Origin of the sequence: Pelagibacterium flavum (assembly GCF_025854335.1) — a bacterium.
Classification (GTDB): Bacteria; Pseudomonadota; Alphaproteobacteria; order Rhizobiales; family Devosiaceae; genus Pelagibacterium; species Pelagibacterium flavum.
In genome coordinates, this window is record NZ_CP107716.1 from 867,616 (window position 1) to 892,889 (window position 25,274).

Genomic DNA, 25,274 nt, shown 5'->3' on the forward strand with positions numbered 1-25,274 from the left:
AAGTCAACTTAACTTAATGTCACGCGATTATGTCGGGCAGGATGATCCGTTCGATGGCGACGATCCGATCCTTGAGAGCCAGTTTGCGCTTCTTGAGGCGCTGGAGCAGCGTGATGTCGGCCAGTCCGGACGCGGCGAGCGTGTGGATCGCTGCGTCGAGATCGGCGTGTTCCTGGCGTTTGGTGGCCAATTCAAGCCCAAGCCGGGCCTCGGTTTCCTTGTCCAATGGCAGCATAATCGTTTTCCCCCACAGGACCGCACTCCATATCCTTTCTGCCACAGATTTGCCATTGGACAAAGGCCGCAAAGAATGTGACGATACCGTCGTCCAATGATGAAAGGAGTGGCCATGACCTCACAGACTTACATCACTTCCCTGGAGCGGCGGCATCAGGATTTGGAACGAAAGATCAGCGAAGAAATGCGCCATCCGGCTCGCGATGCGCTGCTGATTGCCGCTCTAAAGCGCAAGAAACTTGAACTCAAGGACCAGCTGGTGCGCGTCCAGCACGAGACCGCTCATTAAGGTCCACCCGTAAACTTGCGATTTCTGTGAGGCCACGGCGAAAGCTGCGGCCTTTTTTATTGCCCGGTTTCAGGCGAAAAACGATCCTGTGACTCCGTCATAGATCAGCTTGAGTGCCAGTAGGAAGATCAGGACATAGGCGATCCGGTAAAACAGGCCCGCATCGATGCGCCTGACCAGAAATACGCCCAGCACCATGCCGATGATCGCCACAGGCATGAGATAGATCGCGGCCTGCATGTTGGGGAGCGAAAGCTGGCCGAGCACGAAATAGAACGGAATCTTGCTGGCGTTGACCACGGCAAAGAACACGGCGTTGGTGCCGGCAAAAAGCGTTGGCCGCAGCCGCATGGGCAGCATGTAGATCTGGACCGGCGGGCCGCCGGTGTGGCTGACAAAGCTGGTAAACCCCGCAATGGCGCCCCAGAATGTTCCCCAGGGCCGCGATGGCGGCAGGCCTTCGAGCTTCTTGCGCAGCGGCAGCCATGCATCGAGCACGAAGGCCAGGGTAATCAGGCCGATGGCGAGACGGACCATGGATTCGCTGACGACCGCCGAAAGCGAGAACGCGATCAGCGTGCCGACCATGGCGCCGGGCAATAGAATCCAGAACACTTTCCAATCGACTTCGCGCCGATAGGCGATCAGCGCGATAACGTCCATCGCAATCAGCAGGGGCAGCATCATCCCGGCGGCATCGCGGGCCGGCATTACGAGGGTGAGCAGCGGTACGCCGACGACGCCCAGGCTCGCGACCAGACCCGATTTCGACAGTGCGACAAGAAAGACTGCGAGTGCAGCGACAAGAAAGAACGTCAATTGGAGCTTGGGAATTGGATCAGGAACGGAGCGGCATAGCGCGGGCAAATGCGCTCGATGTCAAGGCCGGCGGCAAGAGCAGCCCTGTGCGTTGGGGGCTCCAAACGAAAAGCGGCCCGCTGCGGTGGGCAGCGGGCCGCTTAAAGCACAACGGCAGGAAAACCTAGTCGCGATCGTCCGCGTCGGCGTCGGCGCCCTTGAGCGATTTGAGCTTGGCAAAGACCGATTCGGCCTCGCGCTCGGCGTCGTAATTGTCCTGAGCGGGCGTGTGTGCTGGCTCTTCGCCTTCCTGGGGCTCGTACTGGGCGCGGTTGAGCGCTTCCTCGGCGGTCATCAGACGTGTGCCTTCGGGTGCATCTTCTGCGATGCCGGCGGTGCGAGCCGCCTTGCGCACTTCCATGTCCAGCTCCATCTGCGAGCAGAGCCCGAGCGTTACCGGGTCCATGGCGGTCAGATTGGCGGCGTTCCAATGGGTATTTTCACGCACCGATTCGATTGTCGACTTGGTGGTGCCCACAAGGCGCATGATCTGGGCGTCCTTGAGTTCGGGATGGTTGCGGACCAGCCATTTGATGGCGTTGGGGCGCTCGTGGCGGCGCGAGGTCGGTGTATAGCGCGGGCCGCGGCGCTTGGGCGCAGCGACCTTGACCTTGGGCTCGGAAACCCGAAGCCTGTAATTTTCGTCGGCTTCGCCCTTGGCGATCTCGTCGCGTGTTATCTGCCCGTTCTGGATCGGATTCACCCCGCGGATGCCGCCGGCTACGTCGCCATCGGCGATGCCCTGGACCTCGAGCGGATGAAGGGTGCAGAAATCGGCGATCTGCTTGAAGGTCAGCCCGGTGTTTTCGACCAGCCAGACGGCGGTCGCCTTGGGCATGAGCAATTGTGTGGCCATGGATAAATCTCTCCTGTGCTGCGGCCCGGCGTTCCTCCGGACCGCCCGCCTCGCCAATCTGGGATGAGGGGGAATTTGACCGTTAATATAGGGGTCAAATGCCTATCATGCAATCAGCAATCACACAGCGCCGGCTTCGAGCGGGTCGGGACTGCCGACCGGTTCGCTTTGCGGGGTCGGCTCGGGCGGATAGCCGTTGATGACGAGATCGAGAATTTCGGCGTCACGCATGCCGCGCAGATTGAGATGGTCGGCGTTTTCGACCGACATGAAAACCCCGTGCGGGGCGAGGGCGAACAGGCGGCGGCCAAGAAAGGCCGGCACGACGGTATCGCGTTCACCATGGATGATGACGATGGTATCGGCCTGGCTTCCCGCAATGCGGCGCGAGGAAAAGAAGGTGTCATGCACCAATTGTCCCGGCAGAAACGGCATGGTGGCCGCGACGACGTCAGGCAGTGAAGAAAAGGGCGCTTCAAGAACAAGGGCCTGGCTCGGATAGCGTTCGGACATGGCAACGGCGACACCGGTTCCCAACGAATGGCCGATAAAGACCAGCCGGCTGCCGGGTGCGTGGGTGCGCGCATAGTCGATGGCCGCCTCGGCGTCGAGCAACAAGCCCTCTTCGCTCGGCGTTCCCGTCGAGCCCGGATATCCGCGATAGGCAAAGGAAAGGACGCCAAAGCCGGCGCCGGCCCATGGCGCACTGCCAAAACGTACCGCCTGGGGCTCAGGTACGCTGCCATTGCCGTGGAATGCAACGATCATCGGGGCGCCTTCCAGCGGAGGCTTGAAATAGGCTTTGAGCCTTTCGCCATCGGCGGTCTCGAGCGTTACGCGTTCGAAATCGGGACCAACCATGGCGGCAAAGGGCAGCGCGTTTACAAAGCGGCGGGGGAAGACCATCTCGCGCTGGAAGGTGTAGGCAACAGCCACAACCAGCAGGTAGAGGATCAGGGAGGCAAGCACGAGGCCGCCGACAAGGCGCAGGGTCGTCTGGTTCATCCAGCCTTCAATCAAGATATCGATCATACCGGTCGCGCCCCCGGACGCTCAAAATCGACACAAGAGAGGTTTCTGGCAAGTGTGGTTGCGATGTTTGACGCAATCGTGACCGATCCGTTGCCAAACCGTCACAAGGGGCTGCGCTCGTGGTCGCCGACCATCAGGACGATCTTGCCGTAGTGGTCGGGCGCTTCCATGGCGCGGTGGGCGTCGGCGGCGCTTTCGAGGGGGAAGGTCATGATGTGGGGGGGAATGATCGTGCCTGCTTCGATGGCCGGCCAGATCCTGGCCCGGAGCGCCTGGGCAAACCGGGCCTTGGTCGCTGCCGATTGGGGGCGCAGGGTCGATCCCGACACGGTAAGGGCGTTCATCAGAATCAGGCCGAGATTGATTTCCGCCTTCGCGCCGCCCCTTATCGCCAGTTGAATGATGTGGCCACCATAGGCGCAGGCCTTTAGATTGCGGTTGGCATAGTCGCCGCCGATGATGTCGATGACGATGTCGGCGCCCCGGCCTTCCGTCAGGGCTCTGGTGCGCTCGACGAAATCCTCGCTGGTGTAATCGATGGTATGGGCTGCGCCCATGGCGCGGGCGTACTCGGCCTTTTGCCCGCTCGAGATCGTTGCGATGGCCGTCGCGCCGAAAAGGCGGCACAGCTGGATGGCACTGGCGCCGATACCGCCCGAGCCGCCATGAACGAGGACGGTCTGACCGGTTGTCAGTCCAGCCCGTTCAATAAGTGTCTGTTGCAGGGTGAAAAAGGTCTCGGGCAACGTTGCCGCTTCGATGTGCGACCAATTCTTGGGTTTGGGCAGCACCTGTCCGGCGGGCACGGCGACATAGGCGGCATAGCCGCCACCGTTGCACAGCGCCACAACCTCATCGCCGGGCGCAAAGCGCGTTTCGCCCTCGCCCAGCGCCGCGATGATGCCGGAGACCTCAAGGCCGGGGAGCGGTGAAGAATCTGCGGGGGGTGGATAGGCGCCCTGCCTCTGGGAGATGTCGGGGCCGTTCACTCCCGCCGCGCAGACGGCAATCAGGACTTCGCCCGGCCCGGGCTTTGGCGTAGGGGCAATTGTGGGCGTGAGAACCTCGGGGCCGCCCGGCGCCGAAATCTCGATCGCCCGCATCTGGTCTGGAATAGTCATGGACGCCATCTTAATCGCGCGCCAGAATGGGCCAAGAGCAAATTTGAGGAGATCAGCATGGAAGACGATGTCGTACGCCGCATGCCGGTCCATGAGGTCGGTATGCCCCTCGAGGCGCTGTCGGTCGATGAACTTCAAGACCGCATCGAAATTCTCAAGGCGGAAATTGCCCGATTGGAAACGGCGATCGAAACCAAGAACGCCAGCCGCAACGCGGCCGATGCTGTGTTCAAGTTCTGAGCCTGCGTGTCGCCAGCCGACCGTGTCGTTGCGGCGACAAGCGATCGTCACTTGCCGGTAAGGTTAAAAAAGCGAGTCTCGTTAAGTAAAATTTTACGAGTCCGGTTTAGGTTTTCATTATCCAGCTTGCGCTGGAGTTTTTCAGAGCGGTTCCTTCCCTCTGTTTGACGCCTCCCTGTTAACTTTCGAGAGCCGTTTGCTTGACGGCTCTTTTTTCTTTTCTGGGGCAGGGCGTGCCTGAACCGGATTGCGTTAAGGCTAGTTGCAACTCGCCGGCGGCCCGTGATGACGGGAGGCCGAAAAGCGCATAGAATGCGCTCCAATTATCCGCTGTGATCGAGGAGTGCCCGTGGACGAGATGAAGTCCCCCAGCGATGCCGTTGCATTGACACCCAGGCTGCTGACGTCGGGAGGATTCGATCTTCTCTATCGCGAGGGCATGGGCCTGATCGAGGAGGTGGCGGCCTATCTCGATGGCGAAGGCCGGGGCGAAAGCAAGGCGCTGAGCCGGGATGCAGCTTTTATCTATGCCACCGAGAGCATGCGACTCACCACGCGGCTCATGCAGCTTGCTTCATGGTTGTTGCTGCAGCGCGCCGTCAACGAGGGCGAGATTTCGCCCGAGCAGGCGCGCAGCGAAAAATCCAAGGTCAAGTTCTCGGCCCTTCCCTCGGATCGGGGCGGTCCGGGCTGGGACGACATACCCGAAACCATGAAGGCCTATATCGCCAAGGGCGACCGCCTGTTCGAGCGTGTGGTGAAATTCGACCGTATCGAGCGCGGCGAGGAATTGCCTGCCGAACCGGAAGGGGAAAATGCACTTTCGGCGCAGATGGACCGGCTCAAGGCGGCGTTTGGCGGGCTCTGATCTGCCCGAAAGACAGACATAAAAAAGCCCGGCGCGATGGCCGGGCTTTTTATTGGCAAGGTCTTGGGTCTTACGAACCCAGGATGCCCTTGAACTTTTCCTTGAAGCGCGACACGCGGCCGCCACGGTCGACGAGCTTGCCCTGACCGCCGGTCCAGGCCGGGTGGGTCGTGGGGTCGATGTCGAGGGTCAGCTTGTCGCCTTCCTTGCCGTAGGTCGAACGGGTCTTGTATTCGGTCCCGTCGGTCATCGCCACGGTGATGAAATGGTAGTCGGGGTGGATGTCTTTTTTCATGTGTCTCGGGCCCTAAATCAAACGGGCGCTGCCGCGCCCGGACGAAACGTCTCGCAAATTCGTTGGCGGCCTTTTACAGAATGCAGCGCGTCAGCGCAAGGGGCGGCATGAAAGCGCATAAGTGGGCAAGCAAACTTGCCCCCGGGCTGGTCAGGGACTATCTAGGCGCAAACAGGAATAGCCCGATATGTCGGAAACCGCTGCCAAATCCGCCCCAACCGACGCCGAAAGCGAGGTGCCTCGGTTAAAGGCGGGTGCTCAACCCTCCTCGCTCCAGCCATTGAGCCGATTGCTGCCCTATCTGGGGCGCTATCCTTTGCGCCTTGTGCTGACGCTGGCCTTTCTGCTGATTGCAGCGATCGCCTCGCTTTCGATTCCCTATTTTGCCGGCAGCTTTATCGATGAAGGGTTCGTCACCGAAAATTTCGAGGTCGTTTCGTCCTATGCCTGGCTGATCATCGTCATCGGCGCGGTCATGGCGATTTCGGCCGGGGCGCGGTTTTACCTGATCTCGGTGATCGGGGAACGGGTTATCGCCGATCTGCGTCAGGACGTCTTCAACCATCTGCTCACACTCGACGCGACGTTTTTCGACGTTAACCGGGTGGGGGAATTGACCTCACGGCTCAATGCCGATGTTGCGGTGATCCGCAGCGCGGTGGGGTCGTCGGCGTCGTTGGCCCTGCGGTCGCTGATCCTGATGGTCGGCGCGCTGTTCATGATGTTCTTGACTAATTTCCAGCTGGCGCTGGGCGTCATTGTCGTCATCCCCATAATCGTCTTCCCGCTCGTTGCCATGGGGCGGCGCATGAAGAAGGTTTCGCGGGTGACCCAGGACACGCTGGCCGACCTTTCGGCCATGGTCACAGAGACATTGTCTTCGGTCAAAACCGTCAAATCCTTCGTGCAGGAGGAAAGCCAGCAGCAGCTTTTCCAGGGATATGCCGAAACCACCTACCGGGCCGAACTCAAACGGCTCCTGACCCGCTCGCTGCTCATCGGCATCGTGATGTTTGTGACCATGTCGGCGCTGGTCGTTTTGGTCTGGCTGGGCAGCCAGGCGGTGTTTGCCGGGATGATCAGCGTGGGGGAGGTCGTCCAGTTCGCCATCTATGCGGTGATCGCGACCAGTGCGCTGACCAATATGAGCGATCTGTTCGGCACTCTGCAGCAGGTTTCGGGAGCAACCGAGCGGCTGATCGAATTGCTCGATACACGTTCGAGCCTGCCTATCCGCCCCGATCCGGTGGCCATGCCCGTGCCGCCACTGGGGAAAGTGGCGTTCGAGACTGTCGATTTCTCTTATATGACGCGCGACGATGCACCGATCCTGTCCCAGCTTTCCTTTGCAGTCGAGCCGGGTGAGACGGTTGCGCTGGTGGGGGCCTCGGGGGCGGGAAAATCGACCGTGTTCGCGCTCTTGCAGCGGTTCTATGACGTCAATTCCGGTCGCATTGTTGTCGATGGTGTCGATGTCCGCGATGCCAACCCCGCCGACCTGCGCCAACGGTTTGCCTCGGTCGATCAGGAGCCTGTGATCTTTGCCGGCTCGATTGCCGACAACATCCGCTTTGCCAAACCCGACGCGACCATGGAGGAAATCCGCACCGCCGCCGACGCGGCGCTGGTGACGGGGTTTGTCGAAGATCTTCCGAAGGGTTTCGATACGCTGGTGGGCGAGCGTGGCGTCATGCTTTCGGGCGGACAGAAACAGCGCGTGGCGATCGCCCGGGCGCTGCTCAAGGACGCGCCGATCCTGCTGCTCGACGAAGCGACCAGCGCGCTCGATGCGCAAAGCGAGCACCTCGTGCAAAAGGCCCTCGAACGTCTGATGGAGGGACGAACCACGCTGGTTATTGCCCACCGGCTTGCAACCATCCGTAATGCGGACCGCATCCTGGTGCTCGAAAAAGGCCAGTTGATCGACGAGGGTACGCACGACCAACTGGTCAAGAAAGGCGGGCGCTATGCCGAACTGGCAAAGCTGCAATTCCGCTTGAACGACAAGGCGCTGGCGGGCTAGGCGCCGTGCGGTCCGTAAGGCCGGGTCAAGCTTCCGTAAGTTTGAACTCGATGCGCCGATTGCGGCGATAGGCCTCTTCAGTGTCGGCAGGGTCGAGAGGTGCGTATTCTCCGAACCCGGCAGCCAGCAGCCGATTGGGCGACACGCCCTGTTCGACGAGCAGCTTGGCGACCGAGATGGCGCGCGCCGCTGAAAGCTCCCAGTTTGAAGGGAATTGCGGCGTCGAGATCGGGCGCCGGTCTGTATGCCCGTCGATGCGCAGCACCCAGGGGATATCGGCGGGGATTTCGTTTTCCAGTTCCAGTATCGCATCGGCCAGTGCCGTGATCTGGGATTGACCCTCGGCGGAAATCTGGGCCTGACCCGCGTCAAACAGAACTTCGGACTGAAACACGAAACGGTCGCCAACCACCTGAACGTCCGAACGGCCCTCGAGGATTTCGCGCAGACGGCCAAAGAAATCCGAGCGATAGCGGGAAAGGTCCTGCACGCGCTGGGCGAGGGCCAGATTGAGGCGGCGGCCCAGATCGGCGATCTGGGTCCGGCTTTCGGTGTCGCGCAATTCCGATGCCTCAAGCGCCGCTTCGAGCGCGCCGATCTGCTGGCGCAGCGCCGCAAGTTGCTGGTTGAGCAGCGCCACCTGTGCCTGGGCTTCCGAGGACAGCTCGCGCTCTTCGGATAGCTCGGTTTCGAGCCCTGCTATGGTTGAATCATAGTCGGAGATGCCCTCACCAAGTCCGGCCAATTCGCTTTGCAGACTGTCGCGCTCGGCTTCGACGCCGGCAAGCGTTGCAGAGAGCGAGGAAATGGAAAGCTCTAGTTCTTCGGAATTGGCGCGCTCGAGTTGGAGAAGTTCGGTCAACTCGGCGATCTGGGCGTTGAGCCGGGACAGCGCGGTGTCACGGCCAAGAATTTCCTGATTGAGGAAAAACTGGGCGATCATGAACAGCGAGAGCAGAAAGATGATGACCAGCAGAAGGCTCGACAGGGCGTCGACATAGCCAGGCCAGTAGCTGGGGCGTTCAGCAGAAGAGCGTCCGCGGACGAGTGCCATGGGCGAGGGGTCCTAGTTCTGGCCGTCGCGGGGACGGTCATTGTCCTGCAGCAGGGTGTCGATAAGCGACGTCAGGCGTTTGTTGACCTCGGCCTGTTCGGAGATGTGGGCGCGCAGATCTTCCTGTTCTGCCCTAATATGCTTGACCAGCCCATCGATGCCCTTGGCCAGTTCGGCCATGGCGCGAATGGCGTTCTGGGAAGAGTTCTGAGTCTGCATGGTCGCGCCAAGCCGCTCGAACATCTGCTGCATTTCGGGGCCCGAAACACCGAAATTGTTGGCCTGCATTGTGGCGATGGGATGGTCGAGCTCGGTCATCGAACTCATCCAGTCCTCAAGATCGGTGTAGAACGCGTTCTGGGCCTGGCCGGCCTGCAGGTCGAGAAAGCCAAGTACCAACGATCCCGACAGGCCGAACAGCGAGGATGCGAAGGCGATGGACATGCCGCCCAGCGGGGCCTCGAGTCCATCTTTTAGGTTGCCGAAAATGTTGGTGGTATCGCCCGAGGTAACGTCGAGGTTTTGAATCACGCCTGACACGGCGCCCACAGTCTGGAGCAAGCCGTAGAACGTTCCGAGCAGACCCAGGAAGACGAGCAGACCGGTAAGATAGCGAGCAGTATCCTTGGCCTCGTCAAGACGTATGCCCACCGAATCGAGGATGGAGCGCATGGAGGCGGGGGTAATGACCGTTTCGCCGAGCTTGTCGCGCATGATGGCGGCGACGGGGGCGAGCAGGACGGGCGCACGCCGGAGTTGGCCCGCATTGCCTTCCTGAAGCGAATTGACCCAATTGACCTCGGGGAACAGGCGGATCACTTGCCGGAACGAGAGGATGATGCCCACCAGCAAAACGAACAGAATCATGCCGTTGATGAACGGGTTGGACCAGAACGCGTCTAGCAACTGGGGGAGCAGGATGATCGCCACCATCGCCACCAGGACGAGGAAGATGACCATCTTGATGAGATAGACCAGAGGATTGGCGAGGCGATACGGGTCGTATGATTGCGTCATAAAGGGCCGGCTCCTGGCAGCGCTACCGGTCAAACGACCAGTGGCGTGTCAAATTTGCGCCAGCTTAGTCAGACCATAGTGACCTGACAATGACTTGAGGTGTGGTTAAGGAAAAGTAACCGTCACCGGGGAAACCCCAAAACTGCTATTTAACCGCCTGGATGGCCTTGAGCAGTTCGCGCTGGATCGGCTCGTTGCCAGCAACCACTTCACCTTTCGCAACCGCGTCGTTGCCACCGGCAAAGTCGGTGAGGAATCCGCCGGCTTCCTTGACCAGCAACAGGCCCGGCGCCACGTCCCAGGGCTTCAGGCCCGCTTCCCAGACCCCATCGAACCGGCCGGCGGCCAGCCAGGCGAGGTCCATCGAGATCGAGCCGGAGCGCCGAATGCCGGAAACGGCGGGCGTGATATGCGCAAGCTGGCGCAGTTGCAGGGCGTCGAGCGCCCGGCCTTGCGAATTGATGCCGGTGCACATGAGCGCTTCGGACAGATGCTTGCGGCCCGCAACCCGCAGGCGGCGGTTGTTGAGCCAGGCGCCATTACCCTTTTCGGCGGTGAACAACTCGTCCATCACCGGATTATAGATGACCGAGGAGACGATCTCGCCATTGCGTTCGAGCGCGATGCAAACGGCAAAAATGGGGACGCCGTGCAGAAAATTGGTCGTGCCGTCGATGGGGTCGATGATCCAGCGGTGCATGCCGTCGGTGCCCTTGATCTCCCCGCCTTCTTCCATGAGGAAGGAATAGGTGGGGCGGGCCTTCATCAACTCGTCCATGACGACCTTTTCGGCGCGCTTGTCGGCGACCGAAACATAATCGGCCGGACCCTTGCGCGAGACCTGCAGGTTTTCGACCTCGCCGAAATCGCGGATCAGGCCCTTGCCGGCCTTGAGAGCCGTGTTGACCATGATGTTCATCAGCGCTGAGCGAGCCATGGCGGTGTCCTTGTGCTTGCTTTTTGTTCCGGCCGGGAGGCGATTGTGCGGTGCTCTCTAGCACGCGGCGCCTTGCGGTCAAAGAAAACACCCTCCCCGGTGGGGGAGGGCTATGAAAATACGAAGGTAAGTGAAGTCAGTCCGCGCGGCGGATATAGGTCACTTCGGAGGTGTCGACGATGATCTTCTGGCCGATGCCGACAAAGGGCGGGACCATTGTCTTGACGCCGTTTTCGAGCGTCGCGGGCTTAAAGGAGTTGGCTGCCGTCTGACCCTTGACCACCGGTTCTGTGTCGGTCACTTCGAGGGTCACCTGCGCGGGAAGCTGGATGCCGAGCGGGGTGTCTTCGTACATTTCGACAGTGACCATCATGCCATCCTGAAGGAAGGCGGCGCGCTCACCGACGAAATCGGCGGCCAACTCGATCTGTTCGTAGGTTTCGGTGTTCATGAACACCAGCGCATCACCCTGAGCGTAAAGATACTGGAAATCGCGCTGTTCGAGCGTCACGCGCTCGACTGTTTCGGCCGAACGGAAGCGTTCGTTGAGCTTTGTGGAACCCTGGATGGCTTTGAGTTCCACCTGAGCATAGGCGCCGCCCTTGCCGGGTTTGACGTGATCGACCTTGACCGCGACCCAGAGGCGGTCCTGGTGCATGATCACGTTGCCGGGACGGATTTCGTTACCGTTGATCTTCATTGCAAAAACTTTTCGTTGCTGCGCCCGCGCGGATGGGCGCTCAGGGCCGATAAGACTGGTGGGATGGGCTTTTGCCCCAGAACGGACCGGTTTTCAAGCCTTGGCGGTTATCCGGGGTTGGTAAGATCGTCAAGGGGCACCGGGACGGTGTCGAGATTGCCGGGCATGGGCTCGACCGCCGGGGCCTCCCGGGTCTGCGGCGCCGGATCCGCCGATGGGGGAAGGCCGGGCCAGTAGCGTGCTCTTTCCTCGGCTTGGGCAAGGGTCGCGGGGTCGACGCCGCGCAACATCTGGTCGAGCGCGTCTTCCGTCAAACCCTGCCGGCGGGCCAGAATGCGGTACATGGCGGCGGTTTCGATATCCTCTTCTATCCCTTCGGCGGCAGCCAGCATCATTGCATAGCGAACCTGACCCACCGCATTGCCCGCCTCGGCGGCGCGGCCATACCAACGGGCGGCGCCTTGCGCATCCCGTGTGCCGTCGCGGGCACCCATATAGAGCAAGGTGGCGTATTCGACCTGCGCTTCGGGCAAGCCCTGCTCCGCGGCCATTTCGAGCAGCTCGAGCGCTCTGGCGGTATCGGGCGCAACACCGGCCCCTTCGAGCAGCATGATAGCGTAGTCGTATTGGGCTTCTGCCAGACCGGCTTCCGCTGCCTCACCGATCAATGCAGCCGCTTCGACCAGGTTGGGTTCGGCATAGGTTCCCTCGACATGGAGCAGGCCCAGATTGTATTTGGCCGCCATGTGGCCGCCCTCGGCGGCTTTCTTGAACAGGGCGGCGGCGCGTTCGCGGTTACGCGGCACGCCGGCGCCGGTCTGGTAGAGCATGGCGAGCTGAAAGGTCGCCTGGATATCGCCATTCTGGTCGGCCTGGGCATACCAGGTGATGGCGCGGGGGATGTCCTGGGGGACGCCCAACCCATTGGCGTGAATTTCCCCGATCAGGGTCTGGGCCACGGCGTCGCCGGTGGCGGCGCGGCGTTCGGCCAATCGCAGGGCGGTCAGATAATAACCACGCTGGAAAGCGCCATAGGCCAGATCCACTCCCTCGGGCGGGTTGAGCAGCATGCGCGATATGTCGAGGGCCTCGTCCATCTGCTCGGACTGGGCCGTCGCGGAGATGGGCGAAAGCATCACCAATCCGGCAAGGAGCGCTGCAGATATTCTCATGCGGCATCTCCGGGCACGATTTTGTCCCATTCGGCCTCAGCAAAGGCGGCAAATTCTGATTTCAGTCCGGAGAGGTCTTGGGACGCCTTGGCGAAATAGACCGAAGGCACCTCGAACGTTTCGGCCCACCAATCGGCCATCTCGCGCCCATCCACATCGTCACGGTCGCCAAACATCAGGTAGTCGATCTCAAGCTCGCCCCGGGTCATGGCCTCGTGCCGCGAGCCGATATCGCCGGTGCCCACGATGAAATCGGGTTTGAGTTCGTCGATAGCGTCGCGCAACGCCTTTATGCCGCCCGACATATGCACCCCATCGACATAGGCTTTCCGGACCAGGTCGGGACGGTTATCGAGCAGCACGGCGCAATTGCGCTTCTGGGCGATCCTGGCCAGTGTTTTGGCGCGATCGGTGTAGGCGAAATCGTCTTCCTCTCCGGCCTTGAGCAAAAGCGCGGCGGCCGGCAGGCGTGCCAAGGTGGCTTCGAGCCGTTCAACCGTGATCTCCGGCTCTGCGATGAGAAATATTTCTGCCATGGTGCCCCAGTCGTTTCGCTCCCCTTTGCCGCCAAACAATGACAAAAAAAGGGACGCTGCGTCGATACAGCGTCCCTTTGCGTATGGGAAGACTATTCGGCAGTACGATGCCAGCGCTTTTCCGGCCTTGCCGCCGGAAAAACCGTTCAGGCCGCCCTGTCGAGTTCAGGGGCCCACTGGCCGAGCGAGGCCAGGGAATTCATGCGAGCCCGGTGGATGAAGGCGCGGCGGCCCGCTTCTACATTTTCCGCCTTGCCGCCCCAGGCCTGGAGGGCTTCGGCCTGCAGGGCGCGGCCATATGAGAAGGTCAGCGCCCAGGGCAGCCTGCCGATATTGTGCATCGCCGAGAGATTGGCGCTGGCCTGTTCCGATGTCTGGCCGCCCGAAAGGAAAGCAATGCCCGGAACGATCGAGGGCACCGTGGCCTTGAGGGTGCGCACGGTGCGCTCGGCGACTTCTTCGATGGAAACCTTGGGGCCGTTGACGCCAGGAATCACCATATTGGGTTTGAGGATCATGCCATCGAGAGCCACACCGGCCATGCGGAGTTGTTCGAAGACTTCGCCCAGCGTGTCGGTGGTCACCTTTTCGCAGACCTCGATCGTGTGGTCGCCCGGCTTGCCGTCGGCCAGCACTTCGGGTTCGACGATCGGCACGATGCCGGCTTCCTGGCAGAGCGCTGCGTAGCGGGCCAGGGCGTGAGCATTGGCATGGACCGAGGCGCGGGTGGGCTTGTTTTCGCCGATGCCGATGACGCCGCGCCATTTGGCAAAGGCGGCGCCGATCCTCGCGTATTCGGCGAGGCGGTCACGCAGGCCGTCGAGGCCTTCCGTCACCGTTTCATCGATATAGCCGGGCATGGGCTTGGCGCCGGTATCGACCTTGATGCCGGGCAGGCAGTTGGTGGCGCGCAGCATGTCGACGAAGGGCGTGCCATCGGCGGCTGATTGGCGGATGGTTTCATCGAACAGGATGACGCCGGAAATATAGTCGGTCATCGCCTCGGTGGCACCGAACAGCATCTCGCGATAGTCGCGACGACTGGTTTCGGTGGATTCCAGAGAGATGGAATCGAAGCGCTTCTTGATGGTGCCGGTGGATTCGTCGGCGGCCAGGATGCCCTTGCCGGGCGCAACGAGCTGGTTGGCGATCTCGCTCAGTCGAGACATCGGACGCTAAACCCCATGGATGTGAATATGGGGCTCAAAATACCCGAACGTGAGGGTCACAATCGATTAGACGTTCGGGTATTGAACGAAGGGATTAGGCGGGTAACGGGAACAACCTATCCTTGGCCCTGCGCGAGCGCATCAACTCCGGGTAGAGGCTTGCCCTCCATCCATTCCAGGAACGCGCCACCGGCGGTTGAAACGTAGGTGAAGCTGTCCTTGACGCCGGCATGAGCCAGGGCCGCTACGGTATCACCGCCACCGGCGACCGAGGTCAGCAGCCCCTTTTTCGTGCGTTCGGCGGCGTGTCTGGCAACTTCCACCGTTGCCTTGTCGAAGGGGGTCATCTCGAAGGCGCCCAGCGGGCCGTTCCAGACGATGGTCCTGGCTTCGTTGATAGCGGTCTTGATCTTTTCAACCGATTGCGGCCCGGCATCGAGCACCATGCCATCCTTGTCGATGGCGTCCAGCCCATAGACTCGCGAGGGCGTATCGGCCTTGAAGTGCCAGGCTACCACGCCGTCGATGGGCAGGATAATGGCGCAGCGGGCTTCTTCGGCCTTGTCCATGATGCGCAGCGCGGTTTCCTTGAGGTCGCGTTCGCACAGCGATTTGCCCACATCATAGCCAAGGGCGTAAATGAAGGTATTTGCCATGCCGCCGCCGATCACCAGCGCCTCGACCTTGGTGACGAGATTTTCAAGCAGATCGATCTTGCTGGACACCTTTGCCCCGCCGACAATGGCGATGACCGGCTTTTGGGGATTGCCCAGACCCGCTTCGAGCGCCTTGAGTTCAGCTCCCATGGCGCGGCCGGCGGCAGCGGGCAGCTTTTGAGCCAGGCCCGTGGTTGAAGCGTGCGCGCGGTGAGCGGCAGAAAACGCATCATTGACATAGAGATCGCCCAACGACGCCATGGTGGCGACCAATTCGGGATCATTTTTTTCTTCGCCGGGATGAAAGCGGGTGTTCTCCATTAAGACCACCGATCCGGCCTCGGCACCATCAATCACCTTTCTTGCCTGGGAAACATCGGTCCAGTCGGTCGGCGCGAAATGAACGGGCTTGCCGATGATCCTGTGCAGGGCGTCCACCACCACCTTGAGGCTCATTTCGGGATCGACCTTGCCCTTGGGGCGTCCGAAATGGGCGAGCAGGATGGGCAAGCCGCCCTTGTTGGCGATCTCCTGGATGGTGTGAGCCACGCGCTCGATGCGGGTGGTGTCGCCCACCTTGCCGTCCTTGACGGGCACATTGAGGTCGACGCGGACAAGCACGCGTTTTCCATCGAACTCGAAATCGTCAAGGGTCTTGAAGGCGGCAGTCATGGTCGCATCCACTCGGTCTGGAATTCGAAATTTTCCCTCGGGCATCACAGTGACCCAAGGGCAGGCGATAGGCAAGAAAAAGGCGCTCCCGAGAGGAGCGCCCTTCGATTGGCAGTCGTGTGAACTCAGAGCACCTTGCCAAAGGCTACGGCAGTGTCGCTCATGCGGTTCGAGAAGCCCCATTCATTGTCGTACCAGGACAGGATGCGAACAAAAGTGCCTTCCATGACCTTGGTCTGGTCCATGTGGAAGATCGAGGAATGGGGGTCGTGATTGAAATCGGTCGACACCAGCTTTTCGTCGGTAAAGCCCAGAATGCCCTTGAGCTTGCCTTCGGCAGCGGTCTTGATCGCCGCGTTGATCTCTTCGACCGAAGTGGTCTTTTTGGCGATGAACTTGAAATCGACAACCGAGACGTTGGGGGTCGGCACGCGGATCGAGGTGCCGTCGAGCTTGCCGTTGAGTTCGGGCAGGACCAGGCCTACGGCCTTGGCGGCGCCGGTGGTGGTCGGGATCATCGAAAGCGCTGCAGCGCGGCCGCGATAGAGATCCTTGTGCATGGTGTCGAGCGTGGGCTGGTCACCGGTGTAGGAATGGATCGTGGTCATGAAGCCCTTTTCGATGCCCACGGCTTCGTTGAGCACATAAGCGACCGGGGCCAGACAGTTGGTCGTGCATGAGGCATTCGAGATTACCGTATGCTCGCTCGAAAGCTTGTCGTGGTTGACGCCATAGACCACCGTCAGGTCCGCGCCGTCGGCGGGGGCGGAAACGATCACTTTCTTTGCGCCGGCCTCCAGGTGTGCCGAAGCCTTTTCCTTGGACGTGAAAATGCCCGTGCATTCCATCACGATGTCGACGCCCATTTCGCCATGCGGCAATTCGGCGGGGTTGCGGACGGCAGTTACCTTGATGGGGCCGCGGCCCACGTCGATCGTGTCGCCCGAAACCGTCACCGTGCCGGGAAAACGGCCATGCACCGAATCGTAGCGGATCAGATGGGCATTGGTTTCAACCGGCCCGAGATCGTTGATGGCAACGACTTCGATGTCGGTGCGGCCGGATTCGACGATAGCGCGCAGGACGTTGCGGCCGATGCGGCCAAATCCGTTGATGGCGACGCGGACGGTCATTGAGCTACTCCTTGAGTATGGGTATGCCGAACGGGAGGGAAGGGGCGCTTGCGCGCCCCGAAGTCGAAAATCTCTTAAAGTTGCGCCTTGGCCGCTTCAACAGCGGCTTTGGTCGTAATACCGAAGTGCTTGTAGAGCGCATTGATCTCGCCCGATGCGCCGAACCCGGTCATGCCGACGAACCGGCCGTTTTCACCGAGGAATTTCGACCATCCCATTTCGACGCCGGCTTCGATGGCGACGCGGGCGCGTGCCTTGCCGAATACGGTGCGCTTGTAGTCGTCGGACTGGGCAGCGAACAGTTCCATGGACGGCACGGATACCGCGCGGGCGGAAATGCCTTCATCGGTCAGTTCCTTGGCGGCCTCGACAGCAAGCTGGGTTTCCGAACCGGTGCCGAAAAACACCACTTCGGCGTCCTTGTCACCCCAGATCGAATAGGCGCCGCGCAGGCACAGGTTGTCCTTGGAGTATTCGGTGCGCAGGGTGGGCAGGTTCTGGCGCGAAAGCGCCAGGACAGACGGCTGTTTGAAGCGCTCAAGGGCGATTTCCCAGCATTCGGCCGCTTCCATGGCGTCGGCGGGACGGAAGACCAGAAGGCCGGGAATGGCCCGCAGGGCGGCAAGATGCTCGACCGGCTGGTGAGTGGGGCCGTCTTCGCCCAGGCCGATTGAGTCGTGGGTCATGACCAGCCCCACACGAATGCCCATCAGTGCGGCCAGTCGGATCGAGGGGCGGCAGTAATCGGTAAAGGTCAGGAAGGTGCCGCCATAGGGGTAAAGCCCCCCATGGAGCGCAATGCCGTTCATGGCCGCGACCATGCCGTGCTCGCGGATCCCGTAGTGGATATAGCGGCCAGAATAGTCGTTGGAGGTGAAGGGCAGGGTCTGGGACGTGTTGGTGTTGTTCGAGCCGGTCAGATCGGCCGAGCCGCCGATCGTTTCGGGCATGGCGCCGTTGATGACTTCCAGCGCTTTCTGGGAGGAGGCGCGGGTGGCCAGCTTGGGCTTTTCCTCGGCCAGTTTGCGCTTGTAGTCGGCCATGGCCGTCTTGAGCGCTTCGGGCAGGTCGCCGCGCATCCGGCGTTCGAATTCCGCTTTGGTTTCCGCGTCAGTGGCATTGAGGCGGTCGGTCCAGGCGCTGCGTGCCTTGGTGCCGCGATTGCCGGCCAGGCGCCAGGCATCCATCAGGTCTTCGGGCACTTCGAACGGACCGTATTTCCAGCCGAGTTCAGCCTTGGCCAGTGCAATTTCGTCATTGCCGAGGGGGGAGCCGTGGGCCTTGGAGGTGCCGGCCTTGTTGGGCGAACCAAAGCCGATGGTCGTCTTGGCCGAAATCAGCGTGGGCTTGTCGGATTTCTGGGCGTCCTTAAGGGCCGCTTCGATCTGGTCGGGATCGTGGCCGTCGATTTCCATCGTGTTCCAGCCAACCGCCTTGAAACGGGCTATCTGGTCGGTCGAATCCGCCATCGAGACCTTGCCGTCGATGGTGATGTCGTTGTTGTCCCAGATGACGATGAGCTTGTTGAGTTTCAGATGCCCGGCCAGCGAGATCGACTCCTGGGAAATGCCTTCCATCAGGCATCCGTCACCGGCATAGACATAAGTGAAATGATTGACCAGATCGTCGCCGAATTCGGCGTTGAGATGGGCTTCGGCGATCGCCATGCCGACCGAATTGCCCAGGCCCTGTCCGAGAGGGCCGGTGGTGGTTTCGATCCCGTCCGCGTGGCCGTATTCGGGGTGACCTGCGGTCTTGTAGCCAAGCTGGCGGAAATTCTTGATGTCGTCGAGCGTCATGTCCTCGTAGCCCAGAAGGTACAGCGAGGAATAGAGCAGCATCGAGCCGTGGCCCGCCGAGAGCACGAACCGGTCACGGTCCGGCCAGTGGGGCGCCTTGGGATCGAATTTCATGATCTTGGTGAACAGCACGGTGGCGATGTCGGCGCCGCCCATGGGCAGTCCGGGGTGGCCGGAATTGGCGGCCTGCACGGCGTCCATGGAAAGGGCGCGAATGGCATTGGCCATGGCATCGTGTTTGGCTCTATCTGTCATGGTATCCCGAAGCGTTCGACGTTAGGAAAAATGGCGATGCGGCGGTCCGCACGAGACGGCCCGGTCGCGCGAGGCAGACACATAACAGGTCCGGGTATCGAGTCAATGTCGTGACGGCGGTAGCGGGGCGAGGGGTGCCCTTGCCATTTCCGCCACTTTTGGGGTTATTGTGGGCCACAGAGGCAATGGATTCGAAGGACGCGCCCAAAGTGACATCGCCATCGACCGGAGAGAGCTTCACCACCGCCATCGAACGGCTCGACCGCGCGCTGAACCGGCTCGACACTTCGGTTCGTTCGCTGTCGGGGCGGTTGCGCACCTCATCCCAGCTCCAGGCCGACGGCCAGCGGCTGGCCGGAGATCTCGACCGGGCCAATGCGCGGGCGGACAAGCTCGACCAGGCCGCAGAAATCGTCGCGAGGCGGATAGAGGAAGCGATGACCAGCGTGCGCTCGGTGCTCGAAGAAGGAGATGCCCGTGGCTGAAGTCAGCGTCGAAATCAACGGCCGCAAATACCGCATGGCATGCGAGGACGGGCAGGAAACCCATCTCTCGTCCCTGGCCACCCGGTTCAACCGCTACATCGACGACTACAAGGGAACGTTCGGGGAGATCGGCGACAACCGCCTGACGGTCATGGCCGGTATTGCGGTGGTCGATGAACTTGTCGAGGCCGAACGCAAGCTCGATCAGTTGCGGGCCGAGCTTCAGACCGTGACCAAGGCAGGCAATGACGTGGCCGCCGAAGCGGAAACCATGGAAAGCAAGTTTGCCGCCAAGCTGGCAGATGTGGCGCGCCGCATCGAATCGATCGCAACGGCAGTCGATTCCGCCGGTCAGGAGCCCCAGGGCAACTCGTGAGTTCGGCGGGTTCGGTCGTTGGCGTGCATTGCGCGCGCCGACACGGTTTTTCCAAAACAACTGCCATGTTCATCGATATCGTCGCCGGACTCGGCGTTGCCGGCGATGCTCATGCGGGCACGACGGTCAAACACCGCTCCCGCGTGGCCGTCGATCCGACCCAGCCCAATTTGCGGCAGGTTCACCTGATCGCGTCCGAACTGCTCGACGAGGTCAATGGACTGGGGTTTGAGGTGGCGCCCGGTGCGCTGGGCGAAAACATCACGACGCAGGGCATTGATCTCATCGGCCTGCCACGCGGCACCATTCTTGCCATCGGCGAGGTGCGCCTGAGCGTCACCGGCCTGCGCAATCCCTGCTCGCAGATCGAAAAATTCAGTCCCGGACTGCTCAAGCTGATGGTGGGCAAGCGCGAGGACGGCACGCCGCTGTTGCGCACCGGCATTATGACGATCGTTCTCAAGGGCGGTTCGGTCAGGGCAGGCGATGCAATCGAAATCGCCTTGCCGGCAGAGCCCCATATCCGGCTCGAACGCGTTTAGAGCATTTACCCGTCAGGGCAGCACGAACGGTAAATCGGTATCGCCGGTCTTTTCGCCGAACCGGGTGATCAGCGCGTGAACCTGACCGCGGTGGTGTGTCTGGTGGTTGAATATCTGCATGATGAGCAGGGCGCGCGGCTTGGTCATGTCGCGTCCGGTTGCGCCGCTGCGCCAGGACAGATCGCCCGCGATTTCGTCGGGCGTCATGGCGTCGGCCCACTCGATGAGCACCTGGTCCAGTTCCTGCCGCTGCGCCCACAGGGTATCGAAATCCTCGATCATGGCGCCGCTGCGTGCGATTGGAACCTCGGGTGCCTTTGCGGCGCCGAAGCGTGAGAGCCAGATGCGGTCCGCCCAGTAAAGATGGCTGAGCGTTGCGTGGATCGATTTCCAGAAGGCCCCTTCGTCCGATCGTCTCTGCTCATCGGAAAGCCGCAGTGCCGCCCCGTAAACACGGCGGTTGAGTTCGGCATTGTAGCGGGCCATGGTGCGCGCATATTCCGGTGTGATCATCGAAACTGTTCCCTTTGTTCGCTGCAAGCTCAGGTCAATCTAGGGACGGCACCGCTTGTGCGCCAGTAATGCTTACGAAATAGAAATGCGGTACCGGGGTGCAGAGTTTGCAGCCTGCCGGGTCCGCAGCCCCGTAGTCCGCAGTTTACCATTAACGCCGACATTGCTGGACTTGCGGTGAGCGCTCCCCTTTGATCGCCCATCGATCCGGTCCGCAAATGAGATCGGGCAACGGGCAGTGCGGGTTAAAAAAACGCATTTCGGGCAATTGAACTTGGCCGCACCGTCCGGCAACCGGGGGTATCGCCATGTCTGCCAGCGCATCGAAAGCGCCTGTTCTCTCTATTGACCTCACGCGCTGTGCGCAATGGGTCGCCAAGGTTTCGTCGGTCATCATTGCTCTGGGCATCGTGCGTGAAATCGTCATCGGACGGATCGGGCTGGATACCCCGCTCAAGGAATTGCGCCACATAGCGCTCGATGCTGAACTGTCGCTGCCGGCGTTCTATTCGGCGGTGCTGATCCTGGCCATCGGGGTCACCCTGATGGTCATCGGGCGTGCGGTACGGCGCACCGGCGGTGTGGACGCCAGGCAATGGATGATCCTCGGCGCCATCTTCTGTCTGATGGCGATCGATGAGGCGGCGAGCTTTCACGAATCGCTGATGATGCCGCTGCGGAACGCGTTCAATCTCACCGGCATGTTCTACTATTCCTGGGTCATTCCCGGTGCCATCGCCGTGGCTCTGATCGGAGCGTACTACGTGCCGTTCCTCTTGCGCCTTCCGCGCCGCACCGCCGTTCTTTTCGCCATGGCCGGCGGCGCCTATGTCGGTGGGGCTTTGGGCATGGAACTGGTGGGGGGCGCATTCGAAAACGCAATCGGCAAGGATACGGTCGCCTATTCGGTAGCGATCGTGATCGAGGAAGGGCTCGAGATCGTCGGGCTGACGCTGTTTTTCTATGCGCTGACCGACCATATCGCGCGCTCCTGGAGCAGTGTGGGGCTGAGCTTTTCCGCCCGCACGGTTGCCGTGAAGGGTTTGGCACTCGATCGGGCCGCACCGGCCGAATAGGCCCCGCGTCCATCGCAGCAGAAAACATTTGATCCGCACCCACTTTTCGGCGCGCTCACAAAGGCCTATATGATCGCGTGCTGCCCGGCTCGTGTAGGATACTGCATCCCCGGGGCCTTATCGATCCTTAAGGGAGCTGTCCCTGACCGGACCCGTGGGTTCGGATAAACGGCGCCCACCTACATGAGTAGGTTTCCCGGGATCGACACATCCCACGGCCAGGGCGGCACAAATTTTGAGCGAAAGAGGGTGGCTTGACGGATACCGAAGTCCAGCTTGAAGAACAAAAGGCGGCACTTCGGCAGGAGGCTTTCGCCCGCCGTCTGGCCGTTCCCCAGGCCGATCGCGCCGACGCCGCCAAATTGGCGGCCGACACCTTTCTCGAGGGCGTTCCGCTGCAAAAGGATCAGGTGGTCGCGCTTTATTGGCCGATCCGCGACGAAATCGACTGCAAGCCGCTTTTGACCCGGTTGATGGATTCGGGCCAGAAAGTCGCCCTGCCTGTGGTGACCAGTGAGGACGAACCGCTCGAGCTGCGACTTTGGGAAGACGGTCAGCCGCTTTATCCTTCCGGGTTCGGCACGCTCGCACCAGCCGAGACCGCTCCTGTCGTCACTCCCGATATCGTCGTCATTCCGCTTCTGGCCTTTGACAAGCACGGCACCCGGCTGGGCTATGGCAAGGGTTATTACGACAGGACGCTGGCCGCGATGGGCAAGAAGCCGCTTCTTGTCGGCTACGCGTTTGCGGCCCAGGAGCTCGATTTCATTCCCCGGCTCGATCACGATCTGCCGCTCGACCTTCTGGTCACCGAAACCGGCCTGCGCCGCTTCGAGGGCGCATGAGGCTTCTGTTTTTAGGCGATGTGATGGGGCGGGCCGGCCGCGACGCGGTCGCCGAGCGGCTTCCAGACATGATCGAGCGTTACCGGTTCGATTTTGTGATCGTCAATGGCGAGAATGCCAGCCACGGGCGCGGCATTACCGAGGCCCATTACGAATTGCTGCGCGATGCTGGCGCCGATGTGGTGACGCTGGGCGATCACGCGTTTGACCAGCGCGAGTTGATGACCGCCATCGAACGCCACGACACCCTGATCCGGCCGATCAATTTCCCTCCCGGCGCGCCGGGTCGTGGCGCAACGATGATCACCGGACGCAACGGCCATCAGGTTCTGGTGGTCAATGCGCTGGGCCGGGTGTTCATGCCGCCGATGGACGATCCGTTCCGGGCCGTCGACAACGCCATCGCCCGCTGCCCCCTGGGCGAACAGGCGGATGCGATCGTCGTCGATTTTCACGCTGAAGCAACCTCGGAAATGCAGGGCATGGGCCATTATCTCGATGGCCGCGTTTCGCTGGTCGTGGGCACTCACACCCATATTCCGACATCCGATCACCGCATTCTGCGTGGCGGAACGGGTCTGATGAGCGATGCGGGCATGTGCGGGGATTATGACAGCGTGATCGGCATGGAACTCGAAGAACCGCTCAACCGGTTCGTTACCGGACTGGCCACGGCGCGGTTCACGCCGTCCGAGGGGGAAGCCACGCTGTGCGGGGTAGCAATCGAGACAGACAGGGCCTCGGGGCTGTGCACGCAAATCCAGCCCGTGCGTGTCGGTGGGTCGCTCTCGCAAGCGCTGCCCCAATTCTGAGGCTTTATTTCTCCAGATCGCTCCCCTATAACCCGCCAATCTCATTTTAACGACCAAACAGGGAACTGTCCGACCATGGCCGGCCATTCACAGTTCAAAAACATCATGCACCGCAAGGGCCGTCAGGACGCGGTGCGCTCGAAAATCTTCTCCAAGCTGGCGCGTGAGATCACCGTTGCCGCCAAGTCGGGCATGCCCGATCCGGCGATGAATCCGCGCCTGCGTCTGGCGGTCAACAACGCCAAGGCCCAGTCCATGCCCAAGGACAATATCGAACGCGCCATCAAGAAGGCGCAGGGCGGAGACGGGGACAATTACGAAGAAGTCCGCTACGAGGGCTACGGCCCCGGCGGCGTTGCCGTTATCGTCGAGGCGCTGACCGACAACCGCAACCGTACGGCGTCGAATGTGCGTGCCATCTTTTCAAAGGCCGGCGGCGCGATGGGGGAAACCGGCTCGGTTGCCTTCATGTTCGATCGGGTGGGGGAAATCTATTATCCCGCCAAGGTGGGCGATGCAGATACCGTCATGGAAGCGGCCATCGAGGCCGGGGCCGAGGACGTGCAGTCCGACGAAGAGGGCCACACGATTTATTGCGCCTTTGAAGATATCGGCGATGTCTCGACAGCACTCGAAGCAGCGCTCGGGGAGGCCGAAAGTGTCAAGGCGGTCTTCAAGCCGCAGACCAATACGCCCGTCGATGCTGACAAGGGCGCGAGCCTGATGCGCATGATCGACAATCTCGACGATGATGACGACGTCCAGAACGTCTATGCCAATTTCGAGATGAGCGACGAGGACATGGCCAAGCTTTCGGCCTGACCGGTGCATATGCTTTTTTAAGGGCGGCCTTGATGGCCGCCTTTTTCATGCGCTGCGCTTGATTTCATGACCGCGATAGACCAGCCCGGTCGACTCTTTTGTCGCGGCGGGTGCTTTGGGGCGCGGCAGCAGAACAACGAGACTGACGCCGTTACGCCCGGCCGCCTTGACCTTATAGAGTTGTTCGTCGGCGCTTCGGAAGATGTCGCCGAAATCGACCGGTTCGGCGGTAACGGCGCCGCCGATGCTTACGGAAAGAACGCAGGCGTTGTCGCCGGCGTCGAGTTCGATCATCCGAACCGACTGCCGGATGATCTCGGCGGTTCTGTTTGCCAGTTCGGCATCGGCAGCGGGCAGGAAGACCCCGAATTCCTCACCACCCAATCGCCCGATGATGTCGATGGGGCGGACCGAGGAGCGGATGGCCGCCACAATGAGCTTGAGCGCGGTATCGCCGCTGGCGTGGCCGAAGCGGTCGTTGATCGATTTGAAGTGGTCGGCATCTATGACCAGCAATGTGCCGCCGCCGGCCTGCTCGTCGCGCAGCGCACCGCTGACCGCGTCGACAAATGCGCCATGGTTGAAACAATTGGTCAGGCTGTCGCGCGCCGCTGCCGCTTCGAGCCGGTCATAGGCCATCTGCAGCTCGAACTGTCGCACCGACATGTAGAACACCATCGGGCCGCCCAGCGCGAGCGGTGCGACAATTGCGACTATCAACCCGATTTCGCCGATTCCCTGCGAGAACACTTCGAGAATTATGTAGCTCAGCGCCACCGAAATCAGGACTGCAACCACCATGTGACCGAGCGTGCGTCGAACGATGCCGGCCCAGGCCTGCCGGGGCAGTCTGAATTCGCGTGCCATGAATGTGTACCGAAAGT

29 protein-coding genes and 1 other RNA gene are annotated in these 25,274 nt (G+C 61.2%); 12 read left to right on the top strand and 18 right to left on the bottom strand.

Going from position 1 to position 25,274, the window contains the following annotated elements:
* Positions 1-19 precede the first annotated feature (19 nt).
* Positions 20-235 (bottom strand): YdcH family protein, encoded by a 216-nt coding sequence (locus tag OF122_RS04330; RefSeq protein WP_264226595.1) that lies wholly within the window; start codon positions 233-235, stop codon positions 20-22.
* Positions 236-349: 114 nt separating this feature from the next.
* On the opposite strand from OF122_RS04330, the gene OF122_RS04335 reads away from it, so the two are divergent.
* Complete coding sequence (locus OF122_RS04335) at positions 350-526, top strand: YdcH family protein (RefSeq protein WP_264226596.1); 177 nt, start codon at positions 350-352, stop codon at positions 524-526.
* Between the two features lie 69 nt (positions 527-595).
* Here OF122_RS04335 and OF122_RS04340 read toward each other — a convergent pair whose 3' ends face one another.
* The 4 genes from OF122_RS04340 to OF122_RS04355 all read right to left on the bottom strand — a co-directional run bounded on the left by OF122_RS04340 (position 596) and on the right by OF122_RS04355 (position 4,393).
* Positions 596-1,345 carry a sulfite exporter TauE/SafE family protein gene (locus tag OF122_RS04340; RefSeq protein ID WP_264226597.1) on the bottom strand — a complete coding sequence of 250 codons (750 nt, stop codon included), beginning with the start codon at positions 1,343-1,345 and terminating at the stop codon, positions 596-598.
* A gap of 163 nt (positions 1,346-1,508) precedes the next feature.
* Complete coding sequence (locus OF122_RS04345; protein ID WP_264226598.1) at positions 1,509-2,240, bottom strand: DUF1013 domain-containing protein; 732 nt, start codon at positions 2,238-2,240, stop codon at positions 1,509-1,511.
* Between the two features lie 120 nt (positions 2,241-2,360).
* A complete protein-coding gene (locus tag OF122_RS04350; protein ID WP_264226599.1) occupies positions 2,361-3,272 on the bottom strand; it encodes an alpha/beta hydrolase in 912 nt (303 codons plus the stop codon).
* Between the two features lie 101 nt (positions 3,273-3,373).
* A complete protein-coding gene (locus OF122_RS04355; RefSeq protein WP_319019396.1) occupies positions 3,374-4,393 on the bottom strand; it encodes an NAD(P)H-quinone oxidoreductase in 1,020 nt (339 codons plus the stop codon).
* A 57-nt stretch (positions 4,394-4,450) separates the two neighbouring features.
* On the opposite strand from OF122_RS04355, the gene OF122_RS04360 reads away from it, so the two are divergent.
* Complete coding sequence (locus OF122_RS04360) at positions 4,451-4,633, top strand: DUF1192 domain-containing protein (RefSeq protein WP_264226601.1); 183 nt, start codon at positions 4,451-4,453, stop codon at positions 4,631-4,633.
* Positions 4,634-4,991: 358 nt separating this feature from the next.
* Positions 4,992-5,501, top strand: a complete 510-nt coding sequence (gene rcdA, locus OF122_RS04365; protein ID WP_264227604.1) for a protease adaptor protein RcdA — start codon at positions 4,992-4,994, stop codon at positions 5,499-5,501.
* Between the two features lie 70 nt (positions 5,502-5,571).
* Here the strand turns inward: rcdA and rpmE are convergent, their stop codons facing one another.
* Entirely contained in the window at positions 5,572-5,796 is a 225-nt protein-coding gene (gene rpmE, locus OF122_RS04370; protein ID WP_014131640.1) for a 50S ribosomal protein L31, read from the bottom strand.
* A gap of 187 nt (positions 5,797-5,983) precedes the next feature.
* Here rpmE and OF122_RS04375 point away from each other — a divergent pair, with 187 nt between their 5' ends.
* The gene (locus OF122_RS04375) at positions 5,984-7,819 is read left to right on the top strand and encodes an ABC transporter transmembrane domain-containing protein (protein ID WP_264226602.1); all 1,836 of its coding nucleotides are present in this window, start codon (positions 5,984-5,986) and stop codon (positions 7,817-7,819) included.
* Between the two features lie 25 nt (positions 7,820-7,844).
* Here OF122_RS04375 and OF122_RS04380 read toward each other — a convergent pair whose 3' ends face one another.
* From OF122_RS04380 to tkt, 10 genes are all read right to left on the bottom strand, one after another.
* Positions 7,845-8,873, bottom strand: coding sequence for a peptidoglycan -binding protein (locus tag OF122_RS04380; protein WP_264226603.1), 1,029 nt, complete (start codon positions 8,871-8,873; stop codon positions 7,845-7,847).
* Between the two features lie 12 nt (positions 8,874-8,885).
* On the bottom strand, positions 8,886-9,890 hold the full coding sequence (locus tag OF122_RS04385) for a flagellar motor protein MotA (RefSeq protein ID WP_264226604.1): 1,005 nt from the start codon (positions 9,888-9,890) through the stop codon (positions 8,886-8,888).
* A 145-nt stretch (positions 9,891-10,035) separates the two neighbouring features.
* Positions 10,036-10,827, bottom strand: coding sequence for an inositol monophosphatase family protein (locus tag OF122_RS04390; RefSeq protein WP_264226605.1), 792 nt, complete (start codon positions 10,825-10,827; stop codon positions 10,036-10,038).
* A gap of 136 nt (positions 10,828-10,963) precedes the next feature.
* Positions 10,964-11,527: an elongation factor P gene (gene efp / locus OF122_RS04395; RefSeq protein ID WP_264226606.1), complete on the bottom strand. Its 564-nt coding sequence runs from the start codon at positions 11,525-11,527 to the stop codon at positions 10,964-10,966.
* Positions 11,528-11,634: 107 nt separating this feature from the next.
* Positions 11,635-12,699, bottom strand: coding sequence for a tetratricopeptide repeat protein (locus OF122_RS04400; protein WP_264226607.1), 1,065 nt, complete (start codon positions 12,697-12,699; stop codon positions 11,635-11,637).
* On the bottom strand, positions 12,696-13,235 hold the full coding sequence (locus OF122_RS04405; protein ID WP_264226608.1) for a thiamine phosphate synthase: 540 nt from the start codon (positions 13,233-13,235) through the stop codon (positions 12,696-12,698). Before OF122_RS04405 ends, OF122_RS04400 begins: the two co-directional genes overlap by 4 nt.
* 146 nt (positions 13,236-13,381) lie before the next feature.
* A complete protein-coding gene (locus OF122_RS04410) occupies positions 13,382-14,404 on the bottom strand; it encodes a class I fructose-bisphosphate aldolase (protein WP_264226609.1) in 1,023 nt (340 codons plus the stop codon).
* Positions 14,405-14,520: 116 nt separating this feature from the next.
* Positions 14,521-15,732 carry a phosphoglycerate kinase gene (locus OF122_RS04415; RefSeq protein ID WP_264226610.1) on the bottom strand — a complete coding sequence of 404 codons (1,212 nt, stop codon included), beginning with the start codon at positions 15,730-15,732 and terminating at the stop codon, positions 14,521-14,523.
* A 125-nt stretch (positions 15,733-15,857) separates the two neighbouring features.
* Positions 15,858-16,865 (bottom strand): type I glyceraldehyde-3-phosphate dehydrogenase, encoded by a 1,008-nt coding sequence (gene gap / locus OF122_RS04420; RefSeq protein WP_264226611.1) that lies wholly within the window; start codon positions 16,863-16,865, stop codon positions 15,858-15,860.
* A gap of 74 nt (positions 16,866-16,939) precedes the next feature.
* Entirely contained in the window at positions 16,940-18,919 is a 1,980-nt protein-coding gene (gene tkt, locus OF122_RS04425) for a transketolase (protein ID WP_264226612.1), read from the bottom strand.
* A gap of 209 nt (positions 18,920-19,128) precedes the next feature.
* Here tkt and OF122_RS04430 point away from each other — a divergent pair, with 209 nt between their 5' ends.
* The 3 genes from OF122_RS04430 (at position 19,129) to OF122_RS04440 (ending at position 20,322) form a co-directional block, all read left to right on the top strand.
* Positions 19,129-19,404, top strand: a complete 276-nt coding sequence (locus OF122_RS04430) for a DUF4164 domain-containing protein (protein WP_264226613.1) — start codon at positions 19,129-19,131, stop codon at positions 19,402-19,404.
* On the top strand, positions 19,391-19,780 hold the full coding sequence (locus tag OF122_RS04435; RefSeq protein ID WP_264226614.1) for a cell division protein ZapA: 390 nt from the start codon (positions 19,391-19,393) through the stop codon (positions 19,778-19,780). Before OF122_RS04430 ends, OF122_RS04435 begins: the two co-directional genes overlap by 14 nt.
* Positions 19,781-19,845: 65 nt before the next feature.
* Entirely contained in the window at positions 19,846-20,322 is a 477-nt protein-coding gene (locus tag OF122_RS04440; protein WP_319019397.1) for an MOSC domain-containing protein, read from the top strand.
* 12 nt (positions 20,323-20,334) lie between these two features.
* Here the strand turns inward: OF122_RS04440 and OF122_RS04445 are convergent, their stop codons facing one another.
* Complete coding sequence (locus tag OF122_RS04445; RefSeq protein ID WP_264226615.1) at positions 20,335-20,835, bottom strand: DinB family protein; 501 nt, start codon at positions 20,833-20,835, stop codon at positions 20,335-20,337.
* Positions 20,836-21,143: 308 nt separating this feature from the next.
* On the opposite strand from OF122_RS04445, the gene OF122_RS04450 reads away from it, so the two are divergent.
* The 5 genes from OF122_RS04450 (at position 21,144) to OF122_RS04470 (ending at position 24,390) form a co-directional block, all read left to right on the top strand.
* Entirely contained in the window at positions 21,144-21,911 is a 768-nt protein-coding gene (locus tag OF122_RS04450; RefSeq protein WP_264226616.1) for a hypothetical protein, read from the top strand.
* 74 nt (positions 21,912-21,985) lie between these two features.
* Positions 21,986-22,145: non-coding RNA, 6S RNA (gene ssrS / locus OF122_RS04455), on the top strand.
* Between the two features lie 20 nt (positions 22,146-22,165).
* The gene (locus OF122_RS04460) at positions 22,166-22,756 is read left to right on the top strand and encodes a 5-formyltetrahydrofolate cyclo-ligase (protein ID WP_264226617.1); all 591 of its coding nucleotides are present in this window, start codon (positions 22,166-22,168) and stop codon (positions 22,754-22,756) included.
* A complete protein-coding gene (locus tag OF122_RS04465) occupies positions 22,753-23,568 on the top strand; it encodes a TIGR00282 family metallophosphoesterase (protein ID WP_264226618.1) in 816 nt (271 codons plus the stop codon). The genes OF122_RS04460 and OF122_RS04465 overlap by 4 nt, the downstream gene beginning before the upstream one ends.
* 75 nt (positions 23,569-23,643) lie before the next feature.
* Entirely contained in the window at positions 23,644-24,390 is a 747-nt protein-coding gene (locus tag OF122_RS04470) for a YebC/PmpR family DNA-binding transcriptional regulator (protein ID WP_264226619.1), read from the top strand.
* 45 nt (positions 24,391-24,435) lie between these two features.
* Here OF122_RS04470 and OF122_RS04475 read toward each other — a convergent pair whose 3' ends face one another.
* A complete protein-coding gene (locus OF122_RS04475) occupies positions 24,436-25,257 on the bottom strand; it encodes a GGDEF domain-containing protein (RefSeq protein WP_264226620.1) in 822 nt (273 codons plus the stop codon).
* Between the last annotated feature and the right edge of the window lie 17 nt (positions 25,258-25,274).